Here is a 23,300-nt window from a genome sequence, read left to right as displayed (position 1 = left end):
GTTAAATTGATAAACAATTTTCCTCGATAGCTCTTTCCCCCACTAACCAGAATATAACAGGGGTTATCAACGTATCGAGAAGAGTTGATGAAATCAGCCCTCCAAAGATAACCACAGCGACAGGGTGTAGGATTTCTTTACCCGGTTGATCACCACCGATCATAAGGGGAACGAGGGCAAAGGCAGCAACCAACGCTGTCATTAGGACAGGTGTTAGCCTTTCTAAAGAGCCTCTAATAATCATTGGCAGTCCAAACGATTCACCTTCATATTTCATAAGATGAATGTAATGAGCTATTTTTAAAATTCCGTTGCGTGTCGCTATCCCTGTCAACGTAATAAAGCCCACCAAGCTTGCGACTGACAAAGTTTGATTGCTAAGCCAAATAGCAGCGACACTCCCGATCAATGCCATGGGAACATTTGCCATGATAATCAGTGTTAGGACGGCTGATTTGAAATGACTATAGAGGAGAATAAAGATACCTGCTAAGGCTACAATTGAGAGCAGAGCAATCAACCTTGTGGCCGCTTGTTGGCTTTCAAACTGCCCTTCAAACCTTAATGAGTACCCTTCTGGTAAAGTTAATTTTGACAACCTCTCTTGGACATCTTGTGCAACAGACACTAAAGCACGATCTTTTGTATTGGCCATAACAACGATGCGTCGTTGGGTGTTATCTCTCAAAATCTGGTTTGGTCCTGTGCTCTGCCTGATATCTGTTACGAACTTTAATGGGATTTTTCCGGACGGACTATCAATCAAGATGCGGCCAATCTTTTCGGCATCATGGCGGTCTTCTTCTGTCAGACGTACCACGAGATCATAGCGTCTTGATCCCTCAAGAATTTGATTAAGAACTTTGCCAGATAGAAGAGTTTCTATGGTTTCACCCAACTGATTCATATTAACTCCGTATTTTAGGGCTTCCTCGCGCTTAGGGTGAATTTGAAGCTGGGGAATCAGGGTTTGTTGCTCAATCTGCAAGTCTGTTAAACCTGGGATATTCTTTATGGCTTCTTGAATGGTCTCAGCTTGCTCTCTTAAAATTGAAAGGTTATCGCCAAACACCTTGATAACAATTTCAGCACGCACACCAGAGAGCAAATGATCTAAACGATGGGATATCGGCTGCCCAATGTTTACGACAACATCTGAAAGCGTTGCTAAACGGGTGCGAATATCATTGAGGATCATATCTCGTGCTCGTTTTGAAGGAGCTAAGTCCACATCAATTTCTGAAGAATAGACACCTTCCGCATGCTCATCTAATTCCGCTCTGCCGCTACGACGCCCAACGGACTTTACTTCAGGCACTTCTAATAAGAGTTTTTCCGCTATGGTGCCAATGCGATTGGATTCACTCAAGGACATTCCAGGCGCCAACCTCAAGTTAATTGTAACAGAGCCTTCATTAAAGGATGGCAAGAAAGATTTCCCCAAAAATGGAACTGAGGAAGCCGCAAGAAGAGTTATGGCAACAAGAGCAAAAATGAGAGTTTTGCCACGCAGAAAAGACCAATTAAGGAGCTTGGTGTCTAGGCTTTTTAAATGTCGCACCAACCAGCTATCACCATGTTTCATAACTTTAAGATTGGGAAGTAAATATGAAGAAAGGACAGGAGTTAAGGTAACAGAGACCACAAGAGAGGCCAGAATAGAAATAATATAAGCAACCCCTAAAGGTGTAAAGAGACGGCCTTCAATCCCGCTTAAAGCAAACAAAGGGAGAAAAACGAAAATGACAGTCCCCGTCGCATAGACAATCGAGCTTCTGACTTCCAATGAAGCATCCCGGACCACTTTTACAATCGCCTTCGGGACTTTGCTCAGTCGATTCTCTCGCAAGCGCCTAAATATATTTTCCACATCAACCACCGCATCATCAACCAACTCACCAATAGCAATCGCAAGCCCCCCTAGCGTCATGGTGTTTATGGAAAGCCCAAACCATTTAAAAATAATGGCTGTCATAAGGATAGAAATGGGAATGGCTGTTAAGCTGATAAAGGTCGTGCGAATATTCATCAAGAATAGAAACAGAATTATGAGAACCAATACGGCTCCAAACTCCAAAGCCTCCTCCACATTATAAATGGAGTTTTCAATAAAAGTAGCTTGCTTAAAAAGCATCCGGTCAGCTTTAATATCCGGTGGAAGCCGCTTCTGTATCTCTTGAAGGTTCTTTTCTATTTCAGTCGTTAGGGTTGTTGTGTTCGCTCCTGGTTGCTTTTGAATGGAAAGAATAACAGCAGGCTTGCCATCAACACTCGCGTCGCCTCTTTTAATAGCTGCTCCAAACTGAATGGAACTTACCTGATGAAATGTGAGAGATTTATCTTGAAGATAACGAACAATGGTTTTTTGCAAGTCTTCAAGTTGGGTCGTGTTCCCCAAATAACGTACCAATGATTCTTCGCGAAATCCTTCTAAATATCCGCCCGTTTTGTTTTGTCCAAAACCTTGAGCACTTTTCAAGATATCTTCTAAAGACACATTGTAAGACCAGAGGCGGTTAATGTTAGGTAGGATTTGGTATTGCTTAACTTCTCCTCCGATAGGAATCACTTGCGCAACACCTGCTATACTTAAAAGCTGAGGACGTAAGATCCAATCTGCAATTCCACGCAGCTCCATGGGCGACGTTTCTCCTTTAAGAGAGCTTACCCCAATTAAGAGAATTTCACCCATGATAGAGGTAACGGGACCCAAGATAGGTTTTATACCCAAAGGAAGCTGGGCGGTGGCGACATCTAAGCGTTCACTGACTACTTGCCGATTGCGATAAATTTCCGTTCCCCAATCAAACTCCACAAAAACAATAGATAAGCCAATTCCTGAAGTTGAACGCACCCGAATAACACCTGGCAACCCATTCATCGCCGTTTCAATAGGAAAGCTCACCAGCTGTTCAACTTCTTCTGGTGCGAGGCCTGAGGCTTCCGTCATTATGGTCACAGTCGGGCGATTTAGGTCCGGAAAGACATCTACGGGAAGCTTTGGCACAAGAAGGCTGCCATAAATGATGATTGCGAGATACGAAAATAGAATAAACCAACGGTATTTAAGGGAAAACTCAATGATCTTAGTGAACATGCTGTGCTTCTTCTCTTAAGGTCAATATTTTGGAAAGAGTTGTGGTATCAGAGATAACTCGATCACCAACTTTGAGACCAGAAATAATTTCAACCGACTGATCAAAAAACAATCCAACTTCTACAGGATGAGCTCTAATAAGTTCCGGGTTTACGAGAAGGAATACGGTGTAAGATTTGCCAGACTTGTAGAGTGAACTTTTCGGAATTATAATACGTCGTGTGGTTTCTTTGGTCGTCAACAAAACGTCAACAGCCATACCCACAATAAGTTCTGGCGGTGCTTCAGCCATAGAAAATAAGATGTGCTGAGAGTAATCCTTCTCTCCAATCCGAGGACTTGTTCCAATAAGATTTAAGGGGTAGAATTTTTCAAGATTTTCAGGGGAGCGCAGACGTGCTGATAAAATCTGATCTGTTTGCAGATAATCAAACGTATAAGCTTCGATACGGAAGCGTTCTGGATTGATGATATCCATAACTGAATCATTGGGCTGAAGAATCTGGCCCGGGAGTAAATGATTGTCACTGACAATTCCATCGATAGGAGAGCGAAGCAGCTCTCTACCAAGACCTGTGGAGAGGAGTTGGGCTTTTTGCTTTTCGGAGCGATCTAGCTCTGTTCGTTTGTTCTCAAGCTCTTTGCGCGGAGAATACTCTCTTAATTTTGTAAAGCGGTCAATTTCTCTCTTGAGAATAGAAATCTCTCCTTCAAGTTTGTAAAGTTCAGATTTTTTATCTGTTATATCAATAACAGACAGCAAGGGTTCAACCACGGCTAATACCTGGTTAGCGGTAACCTTTTCTCCTGTGGTCGGAATAGGAAACCTATCATCAATAAGAACACGTGCCAACTGGGGCACATGGATTTGAGCATATCCATTAGGGCTCGCAATTGTTTTGGCGGGAAGAATAATGGTTTTAGGACGCTCTACAGTTTTGGCAACAATTGTTAGGAGGCTATTGTCGAACTGACTTCTTTTAAGAACAAAAAGACGTTGAACCAATGCCAAATCAGAAGGAGATTCTTCGACTGTAGGAATAGCTGAAGAAGGAGGCGGCCCATCGTGGGGTTTATCACCATGACAAAAAGCAGGTGTGAAACACGCTGCATAAATTAGGAGAACGATAAGATAAAGCCTACAATTTTTGAGCATAAGGTCTCCTTAAGGGGCACATTTCCCTGAAGCTTTTGGCCATTGAGGCACGGTCAAAGTGAGAGATTCGCTCATTTTAGGCGTGGAAACCTTAAGCTCTAAGGTAACTTTGTTGCCATCATTGGCTTTGAGGATTAAAAGATAGACACCAGGTGATTTTGTGGCCGCTGCCTTACTTGTTAAACTTGTATCCCCAGTGGCCAAAACTTCCACTTGTGCGTCTGCTATAGGTTCATTGGTTTGGCTGTCGGATATATATAGATCAACCTTGTCAGCCTCACATCGTTCCATTACGACCTCAAACATGCGACCTGAAGCCGAAGGATGCTCTGCTGAAGGGGATGGCTTTGCAACTTGTGCCGTTTCCTTCTCATGGTCGTGCCCAGCATGGGCGAAGATGCTTGGAGCTAAAAATGCCAAGATTAAGGTTATGCCTAAAATTCTCATGTTCTAACTCCCCTAATAAGATTTCTCCTCACAATTTTATCTTCTATTTATTTCCTTAACATTTGATTAATTTTTCTATAGAATTAAAAATATAGTGATTAATTATGCGTAGTTTTTTAAATTAGGGTGAGGAAAATGATGAAACGAATGATTTTTTTAGCGGTTTTTTCTCTATTATTCATGTCCCCTCTTCACGGGCACGGTGATAAAGACGAACATGCAGGGATGGACCATACAGCCCATGGGGAAGCTGCCAAAAGTAAAGCCTCCGAGCCGAGCATCAAATTATCTGTTCCGAAGGTAGAAGACAAGGATGATAAAAAAGTCGTTCAAATAAAGCTGACAAAAACTAAAGATGATAGCCCTGTTCCCTTAGACAATCTTAAAGAGGTGCACACCCAGAAGATTCATTTATTAATCATTGATGATAGTCTGGAGGATTACAGTCATATCCACCCAAAACCAACAAAAGAGGCTGGTGTTTATGAATTTGAGTGGAGCCCTACAAAGAAAAACGCTAATTACCGGGTTTGGGCAGACCTCTTTCCGTTAGATACGAATGTCCAAGAATATGCGATTGCTGATTTAACGACCTCTCAAGGATCCAAGGCAGAGATTAATCGAACTGCATCTATGCAAAGTAGTGTAGAAGGACTGACTTTTAAGCTAACATTTGATAGCCCCGATTTACAGGCTGGTAAGGCAACTATGGGTAAAATAGTTATTACCGATGATAAAGGAAACCCGGTTAAGTCTTTAGAACCCATTATGGGCTCTTTTGCTCATATTGTTGGGTTTGGGGACGATCTTAAGAGTGTTGTCCACATTCATCCTATGGGCACAGAACCCACAAAAGATACAGACAGGGGGGGACCTGAGCTTCAATTCCATATAGAACCCGAAAAAGCCGGGTTTATTAAGATGTTTGCTCAAGTGAAGGTTAATGGCAAGGAACTCTTTGCACCGTTTGGGCTTGTTGTGAATGAACCTTCGTAATTGTGCAACATTGTGTTGGACAAATTAAAATCGGCAGTTGCTGGGTTTGCCCTTACATAACTCCACAATTATTATTTGAGACATCTCTCGACCTTGTCTCTTGATTTAGAGAAACTTCTTCTCTTGTTTCTCCGTTGTTTATCGAGGATATTAAATTTTGAATATTGGAATGATCAATAAAACTTTGTATTTCTTCTTTTTTCGTAAGACCAATAATTTTGCTTAGTTTTTCAATGTTCTGAATGAGAAGGACAAGGTTTTTTTCACTTGTTTTCCCAAAGGAGCCCATATAACTCAATAGGAGGTCTTGTATTACTGAGTAGTTGGCATAGGCAGCAAAGAGGAAAGGCCCCATAAAACCTCCTATCGCAAAGAACAACCGAGGTCCTTCCTGAGGAAGAACTTCCTTTAAAATATCTACAACCATAAACCGACCAACATAGGCTGTTACTGCGGCTAAAGGTATGCAAACGAACGGAATTACTCGAGAGAGCTTTGGATAAAGAGTATGTAATAACGAAGGTTGAGGTTCTCCATAAATACGATAAAAAGTAGCATCGTACAATAAACGTCCTGTTTCAATAGTAGCTTGCATCTCAAGAATAAAGATTGGGATGGTACTTAAGGCAGCCATAGGTATAGTAAAAGCAGAGTTATCATAGACCATCTGCCACGCCTCATAGCCACATATACCATTATGGAACAGATTAAGCACAGCCGATATGCTTAAACCACTTATTAAAGCTACTTTAGGATATCCCTTCTTCCATGTGTCAGGGGTTTGTCTATCAGAAGAGCTGAGAGAGCAAACATTAAAGAGGAAATCAAGATACTGCTCTGCCTTAAGGTTATCTTCCTGATAAATTAGCTCAATGAAATGATCTCTTTCTTCACTAGACATAGTAAGGAGAGCAGGAATAACTTTGTGTGATAAATGCTGTATTAGAAACTTCTGTATTTTTTGAAGAGAAGGATCCACTTCTGTGGATTCTTGATCCCCTATTCCTAGAGAACTTCTAATTTTACTTTTTTGTGCACTAACTTTCTTAAAGAAATTAAGATAACCGCTTGTTTTAAGGCTGTAATCTAATAAGTAACTTATCCCTGCGAACCATTTATGAGTATTAAATCGAGCAGCCATGTATGCGGTAGGGACAGCTACAACCAATCCAAGGCCATGTGCAGCAATATGACCCGGAATGGGTAATCTGCTGTCTTGTAGAAGAATTCTTTCCTCTTCCGATTGAGGATTCAAACCTTGCAAGAGATTAAAAGTAGCCCAGGCACCAGTACCTGATGTTGCTATAGCATTAGTAATTCCTACTCCCCAACCCAAGATTCCATTTCCTCCTCCCGCTTCTTTTGCTACTTCAAAAAAAGGAATCCCTGCTAAGCTGCCGAGAACAATAGCAAGACCTCTGCCACTAAAACGCAAGACTTTCTTAGGCTTGGATTCTGGGATTTCTTCTTGTTGAACGAGGTATTTCTGAATAAAAGAATAAAGATGGCTTTCCCCTCTTTCTATATTTATACTTGCAACAAGAGGAGTTAATTCTCCAGAAGAAGGTCCAGTTTTTTTGGCACTAACAAGAGAATGATTGGGATGATCTTCTTCTTCGTCCATTGAAGAGGTGTCACCAATTCCTAAAAAACTAAAAAAACAAGCCATAAGACATATTTTAATAAAATAATAGGAAATATTACTTCCTGTGTTATACATTTGTTGATTTACATCCATCAGCAATACCTTTCTGAGTTTAATATTTTCTTTTTATCATATTTTCTGTTATTAACAAAGTTATTAAAGGAATCCATGTATTGTCTCAAAAATTTTTGTAATACATTTCGTTTATTAACATGTCCTCTAATTTTTTAATTCTTTGATTATAAAATATTTTATTCTCCGGGCTTTTTAGGAAGACAAACACTTAAAATTTGTTTTCTACACTCTTGTGCACACTTTTTGCAAGCTTCCTTATAGGCCTGAGCAAGCTGACTATCCATTATACACCCACACTGGCATGACCACATCTCACAAGCTTCTAAGCAGTTCATAACCTCCTTAGAAACATTTGCTGTTCCCCAAATGGTTTCTTTATTAAACCATTCAGCGAGTTGAGTAATACGGTCTTCAAACTGAACCTCACTCTCAGCTACTAAAAATGCAGAGGCAACGGAATCAGATACATTTGCTGATGAGTGAGTTATAACACCTGGTTCAACTCTTACAATGTATTCTCTTACCCAGGGAAATGGGGTAGTCTTTTGAATCGATTTTAGGACGCCCGATAGTTTTGGAAAAATTATCCACCCAGAAATCATCCTTAAGCGAGGAGCAGCCTTAATGGATTCAAAAAAATGATCGAGTTTCTCTGGTAACGGGAGACCAGCCTGCATGCGAATAAACTCACCTTCCAAATCAATACCAAAAGCTTCAGGCCACATTTCTTTAACGCCACCCCCGACTCTGGCAGCTATTTCACAGAAAATAATTTCATCTTTTGCCTTGTTGTAGAACAGCTCAAGAAGAAAAGCCGTGTTGGTAGGGGTTGGAAGGCTTTTTACGACTAATTCTGCATACCTGTTTAATCTTTCTACCATTGGATTTTGCGGCTCAAGGTGATGATGAGCAACGTATTTACCTACCTGTAAGTCGATACAATGGTTAAGGCAAATGGATGGCCAAGAAGCAATAATTCTACCGTCCTTGATGAAGCCATCCACATGATAAGTTGTCCCTTCAACAAAGCTTTCTATCTCTAAATCTGTATGATAAGTATCGTTGAAGGCTTTTTCACTTCGAGCAAAACCTTCTACATCTGGTAAGCTTCTTAAAATAGTTGCTCTATCACCTCCTGTACCCATAACTGGCTTAACAACAACAGGAAAGCCATTTTTACTTGTAAAATCCAGAATATCAAAAGGACTATATACAGGGGCAAAAGTAGGAACCTTGATTCCCGCTCTTAATAAAATATTTTTCATTAATATCTTATTGCGGAAGGTGAGAGCACTTTGGTAGTTTTGCCCTTCTAAGCCAAAAAATTCCCTTAATCTAGCTGCACGAAGGAGATCATACTCATGATAAGCTATTATTTTTTGAAAGGGTTTTTGTTGGTATAGGTTGCATACTTCCATTTCTAAATTTCCTGAGTCTCGATAATTCTTGACTCTTACAATGGTATTAAAAAAAGGCGCCAATCCTTCTTTTTCTTGTTCAGAAAAATATTTATCTCCAGCAATTAATAATAATTTTTCTGGCCTGATTTCAGATAGAGTTTGGTGAAGGGGAATTTTAGTAGGTGATCTTACACTTAAAATTAAATAAAACTGATCTCTTTTTCCTGCCTCAGAGGCTTCACATGCAGTTTGTGAAAGTGAAAATCTGTTAGTTTTTGTAACTTCATGATCTTCACACGCATACCCTAAATTAAAAAGGGAACAAACAATAATCAAAAATAAAGGAAAGAGTTTTAATTGCATGTTTTTTCTCCTTAGCTCTTTAATAAAGGCGTTCAGGCCAACAAATTCTTCCTTTTGAAATCAAAGCGTTGATTAGTAAAATTTATTAAGAGAATTCAGAAGGATGTTCCTTCTTTGCTTCTTAAGTATTAAATTTTAAATGAACCACCCTTGGACCAGGTCCCATACCAGGAAGAGAATATAAATATATTGACTTTGTCGTTTGACTCCAACGAGCCTTGCATCTATCTAAGAAGAGCCATGAGCCTACAATTGACAAATCTTCCCTCTGTTCTAAGGCAGTATCCTTATATATACCCTCCGTCTGAAATAACAAACAAATTTCCCCATTTATTTTTACACTGCACTTTTTGTTACCTTCCTTCATGTCACTTAAAACCATTTCTAATAAAAATAGAGGCCATTTTCTAACTTTATTAGTCTTGTTTGGGGTGACTCAAAACTGCCTTTAGTGTGGGAAGATCGGGATAGTCTTCGGCTCGCACAAGGGTGCCAATCCGGTAATAAGGAGCGAGACATCTTCCTAAAATGCCTGTTAACTTACCTTCCACAGAATCATAATAAACAATCTTGAACTTCGTATCATCTCCCATCATTTGGGTGAGATTTCGGTTAATATCAGCAAATAGCCATCTTGTAAACAAACCCACAGCCCATCTTCCCCATGAAAGCTTTTGACCATCATCCACAAGCTTTTCAAAGACGACAACCTTGCCGTTCCTTTCTAAGACTCTTTCTGCCTCTTTTAGAGCTTGATGAGGATCAGGGATTGAGCCCAAAGAAAGAGGGAAGTAAATTTTATCAAACTTTTCATCTGTGTAAGACAATCTCTGTGCATCTCCCTCAAAACAGTTTTCAACAGGTATATTAAACTTGGGCGCTTTTAATTTTGCTTGCTTTACCATTTCAGGAGAAAAATCGAAAGCGTACAGATTAGCTTTGTTCAAGGTTGCAGGAAGGACGTCAAAATCCAAACCTGTTCCTTCTCCAACAAAAAGAACTCGATCAGATGGCTGTATATCAAGTTGTTCCATTGCAATCTTGCGTCCCGGTTGAAATCCACTCATCATAGGATCCCAAAATGTACGAGCCATCACATTGTAACAAAAATTTTGAGATTTACGTGCTATTCCTCCCAACCAACCTTCATCTCGCTCTTGCGCATGAGAAGGGGCTGCATGTTGACTTAGCGTTAAAGAAATTAAAGTACAAATTATTAGACTGTTTTTTCTCATAGTTACCTCTTCATAGTTGTTATTAAGAAAATTAATTTAACTTTTTATACAATTGCAGTCAAGGCAGAAAATTGTCGCAAGCCAAGTGTTAATAGAATGTTGTATAAATAATTTAAATGAGAAGTAAAAAATTGTTTCTAGGAGCTCTTTTTCGCCTCTACTTGATAAAATAAGGGGGTAAAACACAAATATGAAAAAGAGCAAAGAGAAAAACGGCAATTATAAAACTCATACGAGTGAGGCTATTCTTTTTATCACATCAAATCCTGTTCCATAAATTGAGTAAGTAGTTCTCATTCACAGAGAACTACTTACTCGATTATTACGAGTCTTTTTCTTCAACCCTTTAAATATATATTCAGAAATTAAAGGGTACTGAATGAATTTTTGGCTTAAAATTCTATGGGTAACCCGTGTGCCGAGATAGCAAATGAAGTGTCTATCACCAAACTTGTCTGTATCAAATTCAGTCAATGCACAAAAATCTGTATAAGTTAATTCAAATTGATTTATTATACTCATTTTTCATCCCAGGATATTAGCTCTGTGGCTGTTAGGGCATAAAAGCTAAGGCCCAGTTAATTTATACATTCTTGTAGATATGAGTGGTTCTTGTGGAAGTAGTGACCGAAAATAGCCTGAGCTTGCCGGGTATATGTAAATTGAATACTGCATATTGTCCAACCCTCATTACAATTTCACCACTCCCTGTAAGCTCACTGTTTTTTTAAGATACATTGAGACCCATGCAAGTTGACGGTACTTTACAACTCCATCATCTGGTTGATGTATTCTAAAATTTTATTGTGTAATGGAATAGAATGTGTTATTTATCTGAGTGTTTTAGATTTATTTGAATAAACATGGAGGATAAGATTATGATAAACAAAAATGTAAGAGGAATCTTAACTTATTCATCTTTAATGTTGATTTTGCTTCATCAAACTACAAATCTTCATGCTATGGATGAACGTAGCACTTTTCCTTTAGAAGAAAGAAAAAAATCTAAAAAGACAATGTTTGTGCGTTCGCAAAAAAAAGATACCCAAGATTTTTTTACGCTTGGGGTAAAACACAATAAAGATAATGCTGGTTCCAAAGATCAGAAGAAATCGGTAAAGTATTCTCGCTTACCCACTGAACAGGAAGATATAAAAAATCAATCTAATCTTGAGTGTGGTAATTACTACTGTGAGGATATTCGTCAAAATAAAGCAGAAGCTATGAAAAGATTAACAAAAGCGGCTGATCAAGGAGATGCAAACGCTCAATTTCATATTGGAGTTTGTTATTATTATGGGGATGAGATTCGTCAAGATAAAGCAGAAGCTGTAAAATGGTTTAGAAAGTCCGCAGATCAAGAATATGCATCTGCTCAATTTAATCTTGGAATTTTTTATGCTAAAGGCGAAGGAGTTTCTCAGGATAAAGCAGAAGCTGTAAAGTGGTTAAGAAAGGCCGCTGATCAAGGGCATGTAAAAGCTCAATGTAACCTTGGGTGTCGTTATTACCACGGTGAGGGGATTCGTCAAGATAAAGCAGAAGCTATGAAATGGTACAAGAAAGCAGCCGATCAAGGAGCTCCAGAGGGTCAGTTTCATATTGGAGTTTGTTACTATAACGGTGAGGGAACTCACCAAGATAAAGCAGAAGCTGTGAAATGGTACAGAAAAGCTGCTGATCAAGGCCACAAAACCGCTATACAGACCCTTAAGATATTAAAGATGTGAATATTGATTTAAGTGCGATGTTTCAAACATAAAAGAAAAACGTTTCTCTCGTGGTATTTAAAGATAAAAACTCATTTATTGTTCACTTTAACATAGACTTCTCCTAACCCTCATAAAAAGATCAATTAACTACACGTATAGTGTTTTCATGTTTATAATAAGGCTTCAAAATGAATATTTGTTCGCAAAACATAGAGTGCTTCTTGTAAGAATTCGCCTGCCTGTTAAATTAACTTATTTTATTTCTGTAAATTTATGAGGACTCACCAGAGTCAGGTCTGTCTTGACTCCACTTAAATTTTTTGCAATTCCCATATTTTTTTATAAATGCTGTTGCGCCCAATTAGGGCATTGTGGGTGCCTTCTTCAACAATTTTACCGTGTTCCAGTACGATAATTCTGTCCATATGCTTTAAGGTCGATAGCCGATGGGCAATAGCTAATACGGTAATATTAGAGGTGTTTAGCAATGTATTAAGACTGGCTTGAATCAGCTGTTCCGCTTCGGTATCGAGACTGGAAGTAGCTTCATCTAGAACCAAAATTGGTGCATTCTTCAAGATAGCCCGTGCAATGGCAATGCGCTGCCGTTGTCCCCCGCTTAATTTTACGCCACGTTCTCCAACCAAACTATCATATTGCTCCGGTAAACTCATGATAAAATCATGGATATTGGCCATTTTGGCAGCGTTTTTTACTTGATCTTTGGAAGCCTCAAGATTTCCATAAAGGATGTTATCGAGAATACTACGGTGAAACAACATGATGTCTTGTGGAATGACCGCTACGTGTTCCCGAATGGTATTTGCTGAATATTTTGACGTGTCTTGGCTGTCGATTAGAATTTGTCCATGCTGTATGCTAAAATATTTGAGCAACAAGGAAACTAAGGTGGATTTTCCAGCACCAGAAACGCCGACGAGTCCAACCTTCTCCCCTGGTTTAATATTCAAGGATAGCCCATTAAAAATTGGTCGTCCTGAATCATAAGAAAAAGTAACATTGTCAAAAACGATGCTTGGCCTCAGTATCTTGATATCATCAGAAACCAATAGCTCTGTTTCCTCTTGAGGCGTCTTTAAGAGTTCAAAAGCACTTTTAAAATCCCCAATGTTTTTCATGAACTTTTGCATTCTTTGGATCATCTGCCAGAGATCACTGCTCATTTTTGTGCTAATCGCCATCACAAAGACCAAGTCACCGCTGGAAGCTTGCCCAGTTTGTCTTAAATGAATCATAAAGATGAATAATGAAATGAGGATAAACCAATACATAAATGCTGCTATGACGTTGGCAGACAGGTTGAATTTGCTCATTCTAACGTTAGAGGGGATAAAGTCACTTTCAATGAGATGATTTAATCGTTTCAGTTCTGTTTTCCGAGTTGCAAAAGAAAAGATCGTAAAGATATTTGCAATATTATCTGCAATCAAACCAAAGATGGTATGCCGATCATTCGCATTAGCAAAGGAGAGCTTGTCCATAGTCATCGAAAGTCGATACATAATGAGGAAAAAACAGAGCCCCCAAACGGCAACAAAAAGACAGACTTTGACATTAACAATCGCAAGCACAGCTGTGAGCACGATTGTACTCGCTACTTTTGGTGTAAACTCATGATGTAACGCTGCCCAAAAATTATCATAACCATCTAAGATCCCTTTAATTTTGCTGGTGATAGAGCCAGAATGGGTATTTTGAAAGAAATGATAGGGATTGTGCTGGACGTAGTCGTACACAATATTCAAGATAGATTGTCGAACATATGGTTCCGTTCGCCATTCCATAAAATCAGCAATACGCCATAAAACATCTATGAAAATTTGTGCCCCAACAAAGATCGCAATAGGCCAAACTAAAGCTTGATAGGTTATTTGATGTTCAATGGAAAAAGCATCAACCACGAGCTTAATGGCATAGCTATTCGCAAAGTCATAGAAAGCACCTAGGATTGGGGCGATTAGCATGATGGCATATTTCCATTTGAATGGTCTTATCACCTCCCATAAGAAATCATATATTGATCGATATCGGGTACTTGTGCCCAAAAGATTGTTGTTTCTTGATCTTGCGACCATTTATCTCATCCTCACTCGATAAGCTTTCTTGAATGTTTGAGCATGGATTGCCTGGATAATGAAGCATGCGGAGTTGGAAAGCAGTGAGCATGGTTCAAACGTCAAACTTCAGTGAGAGCTTCCTGGCAGATATTAACTCATAATATGAAATATTCACAGCCGGTTTAAAAATATCCTAATCTTCCCAAAAAAAACATCTTTGACCATTAAGGTTATCATTATTTTGATTAATTTTCCTTGAGAATACCAAAATAATTAATCTGAATTTAAGTTAAAACTACACATTTACTGGAGAAATGGTAAAGATTGGCAAATTACCCTTACTAATTATTCCAATTGGCTATTTACAGAGCTAAGCACTCTCTATTAAACTCCGCCTTGATGGATACAAATCTTCTTGTTGACAAGTTTGGGCGCAAACATAATTACCTCCGAGTATCGCTTACGGAGGCATGCAACTTTCGTTGTCAATATTGCGTAGCAGATTTTGGAGATATTCTTAAACCTTCAGCATCTCAGATGAAGGCTGAAGAGATCGAAGAGATCGTAAAAATCTTTGTGGAGTTTGGCGTTGATCGCCTAAGATTCACAGGGGGAGAACCTCTTGTTCGAAAAGATGCCATGGACATTTTTTACCGAGTTGGGCGTCTTCCCTTGAGCCTGGCAATTACAACAAACGGCTTCTTCTTAAATAAATATTTAAATTGCTTCGAAGAAATAGGATTGAAAGCGATCAATGTTAGCTTGGATACATTAGATCCCAGCAAGTTTAAAAGGATCACACGTGTTGACGCTTTTGAGAAAGTCAAAGACAACCTAGATGCTCTCCTCGAGCGCAACTTTAATGTAAAATTAAACATGGTAGTGATGAATGGAATAAATGAAACGGAGATCTCTGATTTTGTGGAGTGGACTCGCCATAAAGCATTTCACATCCGTTTTATTGAGTTCATGCCATTCAAAGGGAATGATTGGGAAAAAACCAAGGTATTCAGTTATCACGATATGATGGAACAAATCACTGAGAAATACGACGTTATAAAAATTCAAGACAAACCTCATGACACGGATAAAAAATACCAAGTCAAGGATTTCAAGGGTACCTTTGGAATCATCAGCACTGTAACAGCACCATTTTGTAGCGATTGTAATCGCTTAAGGCTAACGGCTGATGGAAAGATGAAAAACTGTCTTTTCTCTCAATCAGAAACTGATCTCCTCTCCGTCTATCGCACAGGAGGAGATATTCGCCCTCTCATTTTACAAACCGTAGAAGCTAAATTTGCCAGCTTCGGAGGACAGGAGTTAGGTTCGAAAATGAATAATCGCAGCATGATTTCCATTGGAGGTTAGATGATTACTGTTGGTGCAGCTAAGGCGTTAGTGAAGCAACATTTGCCGACTCCAGTGTCAATAAAAGTTCCTCTTAGAGAAGCTTATGGATTGAGGGTGGCATCTGATCTTTACGCTCCTTTGTCTCTTCCACCCTTTGTACAATCTTCTGTTGATGGGTATGCTATCCGGTTTCAAGATCTCAAAAATGGAGTTTTTAAGTTAATAGGAGAAGTAGCAGCTGGAGATCACTCCACCCTCTCTCTTGAAGAAAACACCACCATTCGCATCATGACCGGTGCTGAGGTGCCTGTTGGAGCAGATACGGTTGTTATGCAAGAACAAGCAAATACCTCTTCTGAAGGGGTTTCTTTCAACGCTGAAAACCTTAAAATAGGACAGAATGTACGACCCGTAGGATCAGATATTCAAAAAGGTCAGCTTATTCTGGAAAAGGGCCAAATACTGTCACCAGCAGCAGCAGGATACTTTTCAAGCTTTGGATTAACAGAGATTGAGGTATTTAAAAAGCCTTCTGTTACAATTCTTACCACAGGCAACGAAGTAACAAAACCAGGAGAACCGCTTCAACCTGGAAAGATCTATAACTCTAACCAAGACCTTTTGTGTGCGGCTCTCAAAGAGTGGAATTCAACGCCAATTGATATCGCTCATATTTTAGATGAGCCAGAACTCATATTTCAACAAATCCAGAATGCATTGCATAAAAGCGATATAATATTGATCAGTGGTGGCGTCTCCGTTGGCACTTATGATTACGTCGTTCCTCTTCTTGAAAAGGCTGGGGTCACCAAAATATTTCATGGTGTCAAACAAAAGCCTGGAAAACCTCTTTTTTTTGGGACATTAGGGAGCAAATTAATATTTGGTCTGCCTGGAAATCCTGGATCGACCCTGACTTGCTTTTACGAATATGTAACTATGGCTCTGCAATTGAAGGATACATTCACTACCGCCCTTCCTTTGAAAAATCAGTTCCAGAAAAAGAGTGGACTCACGCATTTCCTAAAAGGTGTTGCAGATGAAGGCGGAGTGGAAGTCCTCTCTGGTCAAGACTCCTACATGTTACATTCCTATGCGATTGCCAATTGTTTGGTCTGTATCCCAGAAGATAAAGAAATGGTCAACCCCGGAGAACTTGTCAATGTTAGGATCATTTAGAGATTTAGCTCGTTCTCTGTGAAATTGTGTTTCTGAAAGTAAATATGAACTGAAACGAGGAGGAGGATTGCTTCATGGAGAATAATAGGCATATAAAAATTCAGCTTTTTGGGATTTTGAAAGAAAGAATTGCTCCGGAGATCATGATCCAGGAACCTCTTCAGAATGTTAAGGAACTACGGGAGTTTCTGGAAGCTACATACTTGCCCTTAAATAAGATTCCCTATCTCGTGGCAGTAGATAGAAAAATCGCAAGCGCAGAATTACCTCTCAATTCAGAAGCAGAAATTGCCCTGCTGCCACCATTCTCTGGAGGATAATATGGTTTCTAGTAGATACGATCGCCAGATATGCTTACCAGAATTGGGACATGAAGGACAACGCCGTCTTAGCCAAGCTTCTGTTGTCATTGTAGGTGCTGGTGGCATGGGGTGTCCTGTCTTGCAATATCTCGCTGCTGCTGGAGTTGGTCGTTTGGGGATAGTTGACTCGGATATCGTTGAAGAGAGCAACTTACAACGACAGGTGATCTATGGCGTTCAGTCATTGGGCAAAAATAAAGCTGTGGAAGCTGGAGATTATATCAAAAATCTAAATCCCGAGGTTAAAACAGAGCTCTACCCGTATCGGTTGACAGAAGAAAATGCCTCCACAATTTTGAGTCAGTATGACTGGATCATCGATTGTTCCGATAACTTTGGCACCCGCTACCTATTAGATGATTGCTGCAAAACAATAAAAAAGCCCTGGATCTATGGGGCCATTCATCGGTATGAAGGTCAAGTGTCTGTCTTCAATTATCAAGGAGGACCTTCATATCGTGAACTGTTCCCCTATAAGAGTACGGAGGTGATCCCAGATTGCGCAAGTACGGGTGTTTTAGGTGTCTTACCTGGCATGACAGGGATGTTGCAGGCTGCTGAGTGCATAAAATTAATCACAGGGATAGGCGATGTCCTAAGTGGTCAACTTTTGGTATTTAACCTCCTGGCACAAGAATTTAGCCGATTTTCCTTTTATGATCTCCAGCAAAATACCATTTCCCCCAAGACACTCTTTATTTCTGCAAAACAACTTCGAGAAAACCAAGATAACTATATTGTGGTAGATGTTCGTGAACTTCACGAAGAACCACCTATTTGTCATTCTTCTGTCTATCGGATCCCTTTATCTGAGCTTTCTCTTCGTGTAGGTGAAATTCCAACAACAAGAGAAGTCGCCTTAATATGTCAAACAGGTTATCGCAGTCAGTTGGCTGCAGAAATCTTAGCCAAAACAGATCGATTTAATCGTATTTACTCAGTTCAAGGAGGAGTGACAGAATATGAAAGTATTTGTTGAAGGGCCTATTCAGCCATCAGTAATAGCAGAGGCCATTACAAAGCATCAAACAAAAACAGATATTGGGGCTCATGATATCTTTTTAGGTCAAGTAAGAGCGGATTCCATTGAGGGAAAGGATGTAACAGCCATAGAGTATACAGCCTATGCTGAAATGGCTCAAGAGCTGCTTTCAAACATTAAGGAAGAAATGTTCTCACAGTTTTCCATCTCCTGTTTGCATGTTACCCACAGCTTAGGGTTAGTGAAAGCAGGTGAGATCAGCTTATTTGTTTTTGTGTCTGCCCCCCATAGACAAGCCGCCTTTGAAGCTTGTCGTTACTTGGTCGAGCGGATTAAGGCAGAAGCGCCCATCTGGGGAAGAGAGATTTTTGAAGATCAAGGCTACCAATGGAAGGTCAACGCATGATTGATATTGCACACAAAATAATGACTCAACGTCGTGCGATTGCTATTGCAACAGTCAAAGTTAGCAAGAGCGAAACTATGCTTGCCATCCATAACAAAACCGTCCCTAAAGGGGATGTGCTGGAGGTGAGTCGTACAGCCGGTCTTTTTGCTGTTAAACGTACGGCTGACATGATCCCAGATTGTCATCCTTTGCCCGTAGAATATACCCATATTCGATTTGAGCTTTTAGAACAAGATATCATCATTTATTGTGAGGTGAAAACGATTTACAAGACGGGTGTTGAAGTAGAAGCGATGCACGGCGCCTCGGTTGTGGCCCTCACTATTTATGACATGCTTAAACCCATCGATAAAGGAATTGAGATTTCAAATATTAAATTGATAGAAAAATCTGGTGGTAAATCCGATTGCAAATCCTTACAGCAAAAGCTAAAAGTGAAGGTAATTGTTTGCTCAGATAGCGTTCACTCTGGCAAGAAAGAAGATGGTGCAGGTAAAGAATTGATGAAGCGCTTAGCAGAGTTCGATGTTGAATATTGTGTCGTTCCTGATGAAGAAGAGCTCATCCGTGAACAAATCCAAAATTGTATTAAGAATAAATTTGACCTCGTTTTAACTACAGGGGGGACAGGACTCTCTAAAAGAGATCGAACTCCTGAAGCTGTTCTTCCTCTCATTGAACGTGAAGTTCCAGGAATTATGGAAGCAGCGCGTAATTTTGGCCAGCAACGGACGCCTTTTGCCATGCTATCTCGTGGAATTGCAGGCTTTGCTTCAGATACGCTCATCATTACTTTACCAGGCTCTACAAACGCTGTGAAAGAATCTATGGATGTCTTGTTTCCATATGTGTTGCACTTATTCTCAATCAAAGAGGGGGCGCAGCATTGAAGTCAGCGTTAGATATGGGTTGATACTAGTAGGAAGATGTTAAGCTGGGATGAGATGAATAGAGGTTTCTTTAATGGAGAAGTTGATTCTCATCCCTAAGCACAGGCTCATATCAATGAAGTTAGAACGCGTCATCAAGGATTGTAAATGGAAGCCACATTCGAGGGTAAGACGCACAACTGACCCCTCCTCTTGAATATGGATAATGCTTCCACTTAATAAATTGCTCATTCCATTACTTACACCCCCTTTATAAATAATGTTGATGTCTTCGGGTCTGATACAGACTAATACATTCTGATGGAGGGCAGATTCTCCAACGGCCATAATAGATGTGTCGCCAATTTTGACGGCCAGCGTATTCCTATCAGCGCCCACTATTGTTCCTGGAAGAGTATTATCAACCCCAACTATCCTTGCTGCGGATAGGGTTTTTGGACGTGCTAATATTTCTAGTGGGATTCCATTTTGAATAGTCTTTCCTTCCGAACATATGATCATTTCATCTGCCAAGATAACAGCTTCTTTAAGATCATGAGTTACCACAATAGTTGGAACCTTAACGGCTTTGAGGAGCGTTTTAAGTTCCAGACGCAAAGTATCTCGTGTGGGCTCGTCAATTGCTGATAAAGGTTCGTCCAACAACAAAAGATTTGGGCGACAAACTAAAGCCCGGGCTAACGCTACCCGCTGTTGCTGGCCTCCTGACAACTCCTTTGGAAAGCGTTTTTCTAATCCCTCGAGCTGCATAGAGCTCATAATAGATTTTGCGCGTTCATATTGCTGTTTTCTTGGCACACTCCCAAGCCCATAAATAATATTATTTAGAATCGTTAAATGGGGAAAAAGAGCATAATCCTGGAATAAATACCCTATATGTCGATTTTGTGGTGTAAGATATCTCTTCTTTTCCGTATCCACCCATGTCTGACCATTAAAACAAATTTCTCCCTTAGATGGTCTTTCTAGTCCTGCAATGCATCGTAAGATGGTCGATTTTCCACTACCTGAGGGTCCGAAGAGGACGAGGACTGACGACTCGGGGTTAGAATAGTTAATGTTAGCTGTAATTTGTGATGTCTTTGAATAATTCTTTTCAATGTTCACATTAAGATTAAGCATGAAGCGTTGATCCTTGAGAGAGCAAACGACGCTGTAAGGTATACGTGATCAGCAGGGTGATAAAGGCAAATGTAATGAGGAATAGAGAAATTTGATTGGCTGCTGCGTAATCCATCGATTGGACATTATCATAAACTGAAATGGACAAGGTTCTTGTAATTTCAGGAATATTCCCTCCAATCATTAGCACCACTCCAAATTCGCCGACCGTATGTGAGAAGGTAAGAACCATTGCATTAATAATTCCAGCACCACACAAAGGAATGACAATGCGAAACATCGTCTTGAGTTTAGATTGACCAAGGCACCAAGAGGCTTCTAATAAACGTTTATCAAGCCGAGACAAAACTGACATCAAAGGTTGCATCATGAAGGGAAGGTTGTACAGAACAGAAGCGATTAATATTCCAGTGAAGGAAAAGGCTACTTTTTGTCCTGTAATTGAAATAAGACCCCTTCCTATCCAACTGTTAGGACTCATACATACTAATAGATAATACCCCAAAACAGTAGGAGGTAGAATGAGAGGTAACGCAACCATTGCTTCAACAATGATCTTCCAACGCTTGCGGCATGTTGCTAACCAATAAGCTAGGGGAAAGCCTATAATGATCAGAATAATCGTCGTAAAAAAGGCTAATTTAGCTGTTAATTTGAGAGTTTCCCACTCCATAACTTATTTACTTATTTCTTCGGCAAATTGAAGTGATGGCGTGTAAAGATATCTCGTGCAGCATCAGAGAGCAAAAAACTTTTCCAAATGAATACGGCCTTCTTCTCTTTTGCCCATTCTAAAACAACACCTTGTTGTTCTAATGGTGTATAGGCACCTTGAGGTATCTCCCAATAGACGCCTTGTTCTTTCATAGGAGAGGCTCCAGCTAATGAAAACGATATGATTCCGATGTCAGCTGAACCAGACTCTACAAATTGTGCTGTTTGAGCAATATTCTCCCCAAATACGAGCTTTGAAGAAAGTTGGTCATAAATTTTGTAGTGCTCTAAAGCCTGTTTAGCTACTCGGCCATAGGGGGCATGTTTTGGGTTTGCGATTGCTATTTTTTGAATCTTAGGATCTTTAAAGATATTGATCTGTTGCTTTTGCACATCAAGGCCCGAGCCTTGCTTAACCCATATGACGATGCGTCCAATAGCATAGATAAATTCTGATCCTTTTACTGCCAAACCCTGTTCAAGTAATTTTTCTGGATACGACTTGTCGGCCGAGAGAAAAATATCAAAGGGCGCTTTGTGTGTTAGCTGAGCAAAAAGAGTACCCGATGAAGCATAGGAAACTTTAATTACAATTTTTGGATTTTGCTTCTGAAAAGCTATAATCAGTTCGTCTAAAGCAAATTTCAAATCCGAGGCAGCCGCTACTGATACCGTTGAAACGGCTGGGTCTTCAGTAGTTTTAGCCGATATTGTCCATGAGTTAAAACTCAGAATAATCGCCAATAAAATTTGGCCGGTATAATAAAGTGATTTCAATTTCAGTCTCCTGTTTTTATTAAGAATTGTGATGTTGGTTTATCAAGACTAAATATATTTTTCTTATTGCTGTCACAAAACTACAAATATTTATGCTCATTTGCAAGACTCATTTCTTCATGTTGTGCAGCGTATAAATATGGTGAAATCCCTCATTTTTTTAAGCCCAGATAGCTCTTCAATCTTTAAGGTACCACAAAAAAAGTTTAGAAATTGTGATATATTGTCACTTAATAACTGTTTGGCTGTTGTTCTTGACATTAAAGCAAGCAATGTCTAGTGCTTCAAGACAAGTATTTTTTATCGTTGTTTTTTAGAAGGTACCATGAAAGTTACAATTTAGTAGGATTGCCCTCATATCTCCATCATTTTACACAACAAGATGCTCGACGACGTCTCTCTCAATGACTAATGCAAAGAAAAGTTCACAATCTACCAGTATTGCTTTGGAAAATTGACAGATTTAGAGGTGCATCTCAAAGTGCCAGTGGATTATCCGATTGCGAAGGTGAGTTTCAAAGTTTATGTGTTAACAAATGTGAGGGAGGAGTTTATGGAAGAGTATTCCTTAACCCTTTTTTAAGAGTAAGTTTCCGATACTTTAAGTAGCTTAAGGATCTAACGGCAGGCTACTTTATGAAACTACTTGGAAATAAATACGAATCTAAGCTTGGACCAAAACCTCTATCAATAATGGGAATTTGTCTGCTCGCATTTGTGATGGGCTACTTTGTCTTCCACAGCTTCATTTCTTTTTCTCCCTCCTCTTCCAAGAAAATTCAATATTGGATTGATGCCATGGAGCCTCAAATTCATTATGATCATCCCGGAAAATCCCGCATGAACATGGAGCTTGTACCCGTTTATGAAGAAGCGAAACAAGGCACTCAGAAGGTAGACCAATCAACAATCACCATCTCCCCCGCGGTTATTAACAGCTTGGGCGTCAGAACGGCTATGGTGGAAGAAGGACCGTTAATTCCTACAATTCGGGCATTTGGGACGATTAAATCAGATGAAGATAACGTCGTCCATATTCATTCTTATGTAGAGGGGTGGGTGCAAAAACTCTATGCCAAAGAGTCTCAGAAACTGGTCGAAAAAGACGAACCCCTATTTGCAATATATTCTCGTGATCTGAGGTTGGCTCAGAAAGAGTATTTACTTCAATCAAAGGGAAACAACGAAGCAGATGAAAAACACACTCTGAGTAAATTAAGGTCTTTAGGCGTTTCTGAAAAACAAATTGCGGAACTTGAAAAAACAAAACAAGACAACCCATTAGTAACCGTTTATGCGCCCAAAAGA

Annotated in this window: 19 protein-coding genes; 9 read left to right on the top strand and 10 right to left on the bottom strand. The window is 39.7% G+C overall.

Features of this window, described 5'->3' with window-relative positions; genetic code table 11:
• Position 1 precedes the first annotated feature (1 nt).
• From K2Y18_02090 to K2Y18_02080, 3 genes are read right to left on the bottom strand one after another with little or no spacing between them, the layout of a single operon-like run.
• Positions 2 to 3,097, bottom strand: coding sequence for a CusA/CzcA family heavy metal efflux RND transporter (locus K2Y18_02090; protein MBX9804526.1), 3,096 nt, complete (start codon positions 3,095 to 3,097; stop codon positions 2 to 4).
• Positions 3,087 to 4,253 (bottom strand): HlyD family efflux transporter periplasmic adaptor subunit, encoded by a 1,167-nt coding sequence (locus tag K2Y18_02085; GenBank protein MBX9804525.1) that lies wholly within the window; start codon positions 4,251 to 4,253, stop codon positions 3,087 to 3,089. Before K2Y18_02085 ends, K2Y18_02090 begins: the two co-directional genes overlap by 11 nt.
• Before the next feature lie 9 nt (positions 4,254 to 4,262).
• On the bottom strand, positions 4,263 to 4,700 hold the full coding sequence (locus tag K2Y18_02080; GenBank protein MBX9804524.1) for a hypothetical protein: 438 nt from the start codon (positions 4,698 to 4,700) through the stop codon (positions 4,263 to 4,265).
• Positions 4,701 to 4,838: 138 nt separating this feature from the next.
• Between K2Y18_02080 and K2Y18_02075 the strand changes: the two genes are divergently transcribed.
• Positions 4,839 to 5,696, top strand: a complete 858-nt coding sequence (locus K2Y18_02075; GenBank protein ID MBX9804523.1) for a hypothetical protein — start codon at positions 4,839 to 4,841, stop codon at positions 5,694 to 5,696.
• Between the two features lie 52 nt (positions 5,697 to 5,748).
• Here the strand turns inward: K2Y18_02075 and K2Y18_02070 are convergent, their stop codons facing one another.
• The 3 genes from K2Y18_02070 to K2Y18_02060 all read right to left on the bottom strand — a co-directional run bounded on the left by K2Y18_02070 (position 5,749) and on the right by K2Y18_02060 (position 10,414).
• Complete coding sequence (locus K2Y18_02070) at positions 5,749 to 7,434, bottom strand: hypothetical protein (protein MBX9804522.1); 1,686 nt, start codon at positions 7,432 to 7,434, stop codon at positions 5,749 to 5,751.
• A 158-nt stretch (positions 7,435 to 7,592) separates the two neighbouring features.
• Positions 7,593 to 9,179 carry a hypothetical protein gene (locus K2Y18_02065; protein ID MBX9804521.1) on the bottom strand — a complete coding sequence of 529 codons (1,587 nt, stop codon included), beginning with the start codon at positions 9,177 to 9,179 and terminating at the stop codon, positions 7,593 to 7,595.
• A gap of 416 nt (positions 9,180 to 9,595) precedes the next feature.
• Positions 9,596 to 10,414 (bottom strand): methyltransferase domain-containing protein, encoded by an 819-nt coding sequence (locus K2Y18_02060; GenBank protein MBX9804520.1) that lies wholly within the window; start codon positions 10,412 to 10,414, stop codon positions 9,596 to 9,598.
• A gap of 1,016 nt (positions 10,415 to 11,430) precedes the next feature.
• On the opposite strand from K2Y18_02060, the gene K2Y18_02055 reads away from it, so the two are divergent.
• Entirely contained in the window at positions 11,431 to 12,144 is a 714-nt protein-coding gene (locus K2Y18_02055) for a sel1 repeat family protein (protein MBX9804519.1), read from the top strand.
• A gap of 293 nt (positions 12,145 to 12,437) precedes the next feature.
• On the opposite strand, the gene K2Y18_02050 is transcribed toward K2Y18_02055, so the two are convergent.
• Positions 12,438 to 14,111 carry an ABC transporter ATP-binding protein/permease gene (locus tag K2Y18_02050; protein MBX9804518.1) on the bottom strand — a complete coding sequence of 558 codons (1,674 nt, stop codon included), beginning with the start codon at positions 14,109 to 14,111 and terminating at the stop codon, positions 12,438 to 12,440.
• A 492-nt stretch (positions 14,112 to 14,603) separates the two neighbouring features.
• On the opposite strand from K2Y18_02050, the gene moaA reads away from it, so the two are divergent.
• The 6 genes from moaA to moaCB all read left to right on the top strand — a co-directional run bounded on the left by moaA (position 14,604) and on the right by moaCB (position 19,379).
• Positions 14,604 to 15,575, top strand: coding sequence for a GTP 3',8-cyclase MoaA (gene moaA / locus K2Y18_02045; GenBank protein ID MBX9804517.1), 972 nt, complete (start codon positions 14,604 to 14,606; stop codon positions 15,573 to 15,575).
• Positions 15,576 to 16,736 (top strand): molybdopterin molybdotransferase MoeA, encoded by a 1,161-nt coding sequence (locus K2Y18_02040; GenBank protein ID MBX9804516.1) that lies wholly within the window; start codon positions 15,576 to 15,578, stop codon positions 16,734 to 16,736.
• A gap of 74 nt (positions 16,737 to 16,810) precedes the next feature.
• Positions 16,811 to 17,056 carry a MoaD/ThiS family protein gene (locus K2Y18_02035; GenBank protein ID MBX9804515.1) on the top strand — a complete coding sequence of 82 codons (246 nt, stop codon included), beginning with the start codon at positions 16,811 to 16,813 and terminating at the stop codon, positions 17,054 to 17,056.
• A 1-nt stretch (position 17,057) separates the two neighbouring features.
• Positions 17,058 to 18,077 carry a ThiF family adenylyltransferase gene (locus K2Y18_02030; protein MBX9804514.1) on the top strand — a complete coding sequence of 340 codons (1,020 nt, stop codon included), beginning with the start codon at positions 17,058 to 17,060 and terminating at the stop codon, positions 18,075 to 18,077.
• A complete protein-coding gene (locus K2Y18_02025; GenBank protein MBX9804513.1) occupies positions 18,061 to 18,486 on the top strand; it encodes a molybdenum cofactor biosynthesis protein MoaE in 426 nt (141 codons plus the stop codon). Before K2Y18_02030 ends, K2Y18_02025 begins: the two co-directional genes overlap by 17 nt.
• Positions 18,483 to 19,379: a bifunctional molybdenum cofactor biosynthesis protein MoaC/MoaB gene (moaCB, locus tag K2Y18_02020; protein ID MBX9804512.1), complete on the top strand. Its 897-nt coding sequence runs from the start codon at positions 18,483 to 18,485 to the stop codon at positions 19,377 to 19,379. Before K2Y18_02025 ends, moaCB begins: the two co-directional genes overlap by 4 nt.
• Positions 19,380 to 19,418: 39 nt before the next feature.
• On the opposite strand, the gene K2Y18_02015 is transcribed toward moaCB, so the two are convergent.
• Genes K2Y18_02015 through modA form a run of 3 tightly spaced genes read right to left on the bottom strand, consistent with a single transcriptional unit; the run spans position 19,419 to position 21,992 of the window.
• Complete coding sequence (locus tag K2Y18_02015) at positions 19,419 to 20,501, bottom strand: ABC transporter ATP-binding protein (protein ID MBX9804511.1); 1,083 nt, start codon at positions 20,499 to 20,501, stop codon at positions 19,419 to 19,421.
• A complete protein-coding gene (gene modB, locus K2Y18_02010) occupies positions 20,494 to 21,174 on the bottom strand; it encodes a molybdate ABC transporter permease subunit (GenBank protein MBX9804510.1) in 681 nt (226 codons plus the stop codon). The genes K2Y18_02015 and modB overlap by 8 nt, the downstream gene beginning before the upstream one ends.
• A gap of 11 nt (positions 21,175 to 21,185) precedes the next feature.
• The gene (gene modA, locus K2Y18_02005) at positions 21,186 to 21,992 is read right to left on the bottom strand and encodes a molybdate ABC transporter substrate-binding protein (GenBank protein ID MBX9804509.1); all 807 of its coding nucleotides are present in this window, start codon (positions 21,990 to 21,992) and stop codon (positions 21,186 to 21,188) included.
• A gap of 636 nt (positions 21,993 to 22,628) precedes the next feature.
• Here modA and K2Y18_02000 point away from each other — a divergent pair.
• Positions 22,629 to 23,300 (top strand): efflux RND transporter periplasmic adaptor subunit (locus K2Y18_02000; protein ID MBX9804508.1); only part of this gene is annotated, 672 nt, incomplete at its 3' end.

The sequence above is a fragment of the Alphaproteobacteria bacterium genome, assembly GCA_019746225.1.
Lineage (GTDB): Bacteria > Pseudomonadota > Alphaproteobacteria > Paracaedibacterales > VGCI01 > VGCI01.
Note: the sequence above shows the minus strand (reverse complement) of the source record. Positions and strands in the feature narration are given on the sequence as shown.

What these genes read in the sequence shown, in the direction of transcription:
- K2Y18_02090 (MBX9804526.1), bottom strand. Translation starts at nt 3,097, where the DNA reads ATGTTCACTAAGATCATTGAGTTTTCCCTTAAATACCGTTGGTTTATT.
- K2Y18_02085 (MBX9804525.1), bottom strand. Translation starts at nt 4,253, where the DNA reads ATGCTCAAAAATTGTAGGCTTTATCTTATCGTTCTCCTAATTTATGCA.
- K2Y18_02080 (MBX9804524.1), bottom strand. Translation starts at nt 4,700, where the DNA reads ATGAGAATTTTAGGCATAACCTTAATCTTGGCATTTTTAGCTCCAAGC.
- K2Y18_02075 (MBX9804523.1), top strand. Translation starts at nt 4,839, where the DNA reads ATGAAACGAATGATTTTTTTAGCGGTTTTTTCTCTATTATTCATGTCC.
- K2Y18_02070 (MBX9804522.1), bottom strand. Translation starts at nt 7,434, where the DNA reads ATGGATGTAAATCAACAAATGTATAACACAGGAAGTAATATTTCCTAT.
- K2Y18_02065 (MBX9804521.1), bottom strand. Translation starts at nt 9,179, where the DNA reads ATGCAATTAAAACTCTTTCCTTTATTTTTGATTATTGTTTGTTCCCTT.
- K2Y18_02060 (MBX9804520.1), bottom strand. Translation starts at nt 10,414, where the DNA reads ATGAGAAAAAACAGTCTAATAATTTGTACTTTAATTTCTTTAACGCTA.
- K2Y18_02055 (MBX9804519.1), top strand. Translation starts at nt 11,431, where the DNA reads ATGTTTGTGCGTTCGCAAAAAAAAGATACCCAAGATTTTTTTACGCTT.
- K2Y18_02050 (MBX9804518.1), bottom strand. Translation starts at nt 14,111, where the DNA reads ATGCTAATCGCCCCAATCCTAGGTGCTTTCTATGACTTTGCGAATAGC.
- moaA (MBX9804517.1), top strand. Translation starts at nt 14,604, where the DNA reads ATGGATACAAATCTTCTTGTTGACAAGTTTGGGCGCAAACATAATTAC.
- K2Y18_02040 (MBX9804516.1), top strand. Translation starts at nt 15,576, where the DNA reads ATGATTACTGTTGGTGCAGCTAAGGCGTTAGTGAAGCAACATTTGCCG.
- K2Y18_02035 (MBX9804515.1), top strand. Translation starts at nt 16,811, where the DNA reads ATGGAGAATAATAGGCATATAAAAATTCAGCTTTTTGGGATTTTGAAA.
- K2Y18_02030 (MBX9804514.1), top strand. Translation starts at nt 17,058, where the DNA reads ATGGTTTCTAGTAGATACGATCGCCAGATATGCTTACCAGAATTGGGA.
- K2Y18_02025 (MBX9804513.1), top strand. Translation starts at nt 18,061, where the DNA reads ATGAAAGTATTTGTTGAAGGGCCTATTCAGCCATCAGTAATAGCAGAG.
- moaCB (MBX9804512.1), top strand. Translation starts at nt 18,483, where the DNA reads ATGATTGATATTGCACACAAAATAATGACTCAACGTCGTGCGATTGCT.
- K2Y18_02015 (MBX9804511.1), bottom strand. Translation starts at nt 20,501, where the DNA reads ATGCTTAATCTTAATGTGAACATTGAAAAGAATTATTCAAAGACATCA.
- modB (MBX9804510.1), bottom strand. Translation starts at nt 21,174, where the DNA reads ATGGAGTGGGAAACTCTCAAATTAACAGCTAAATTAGCCTTTTTTACG.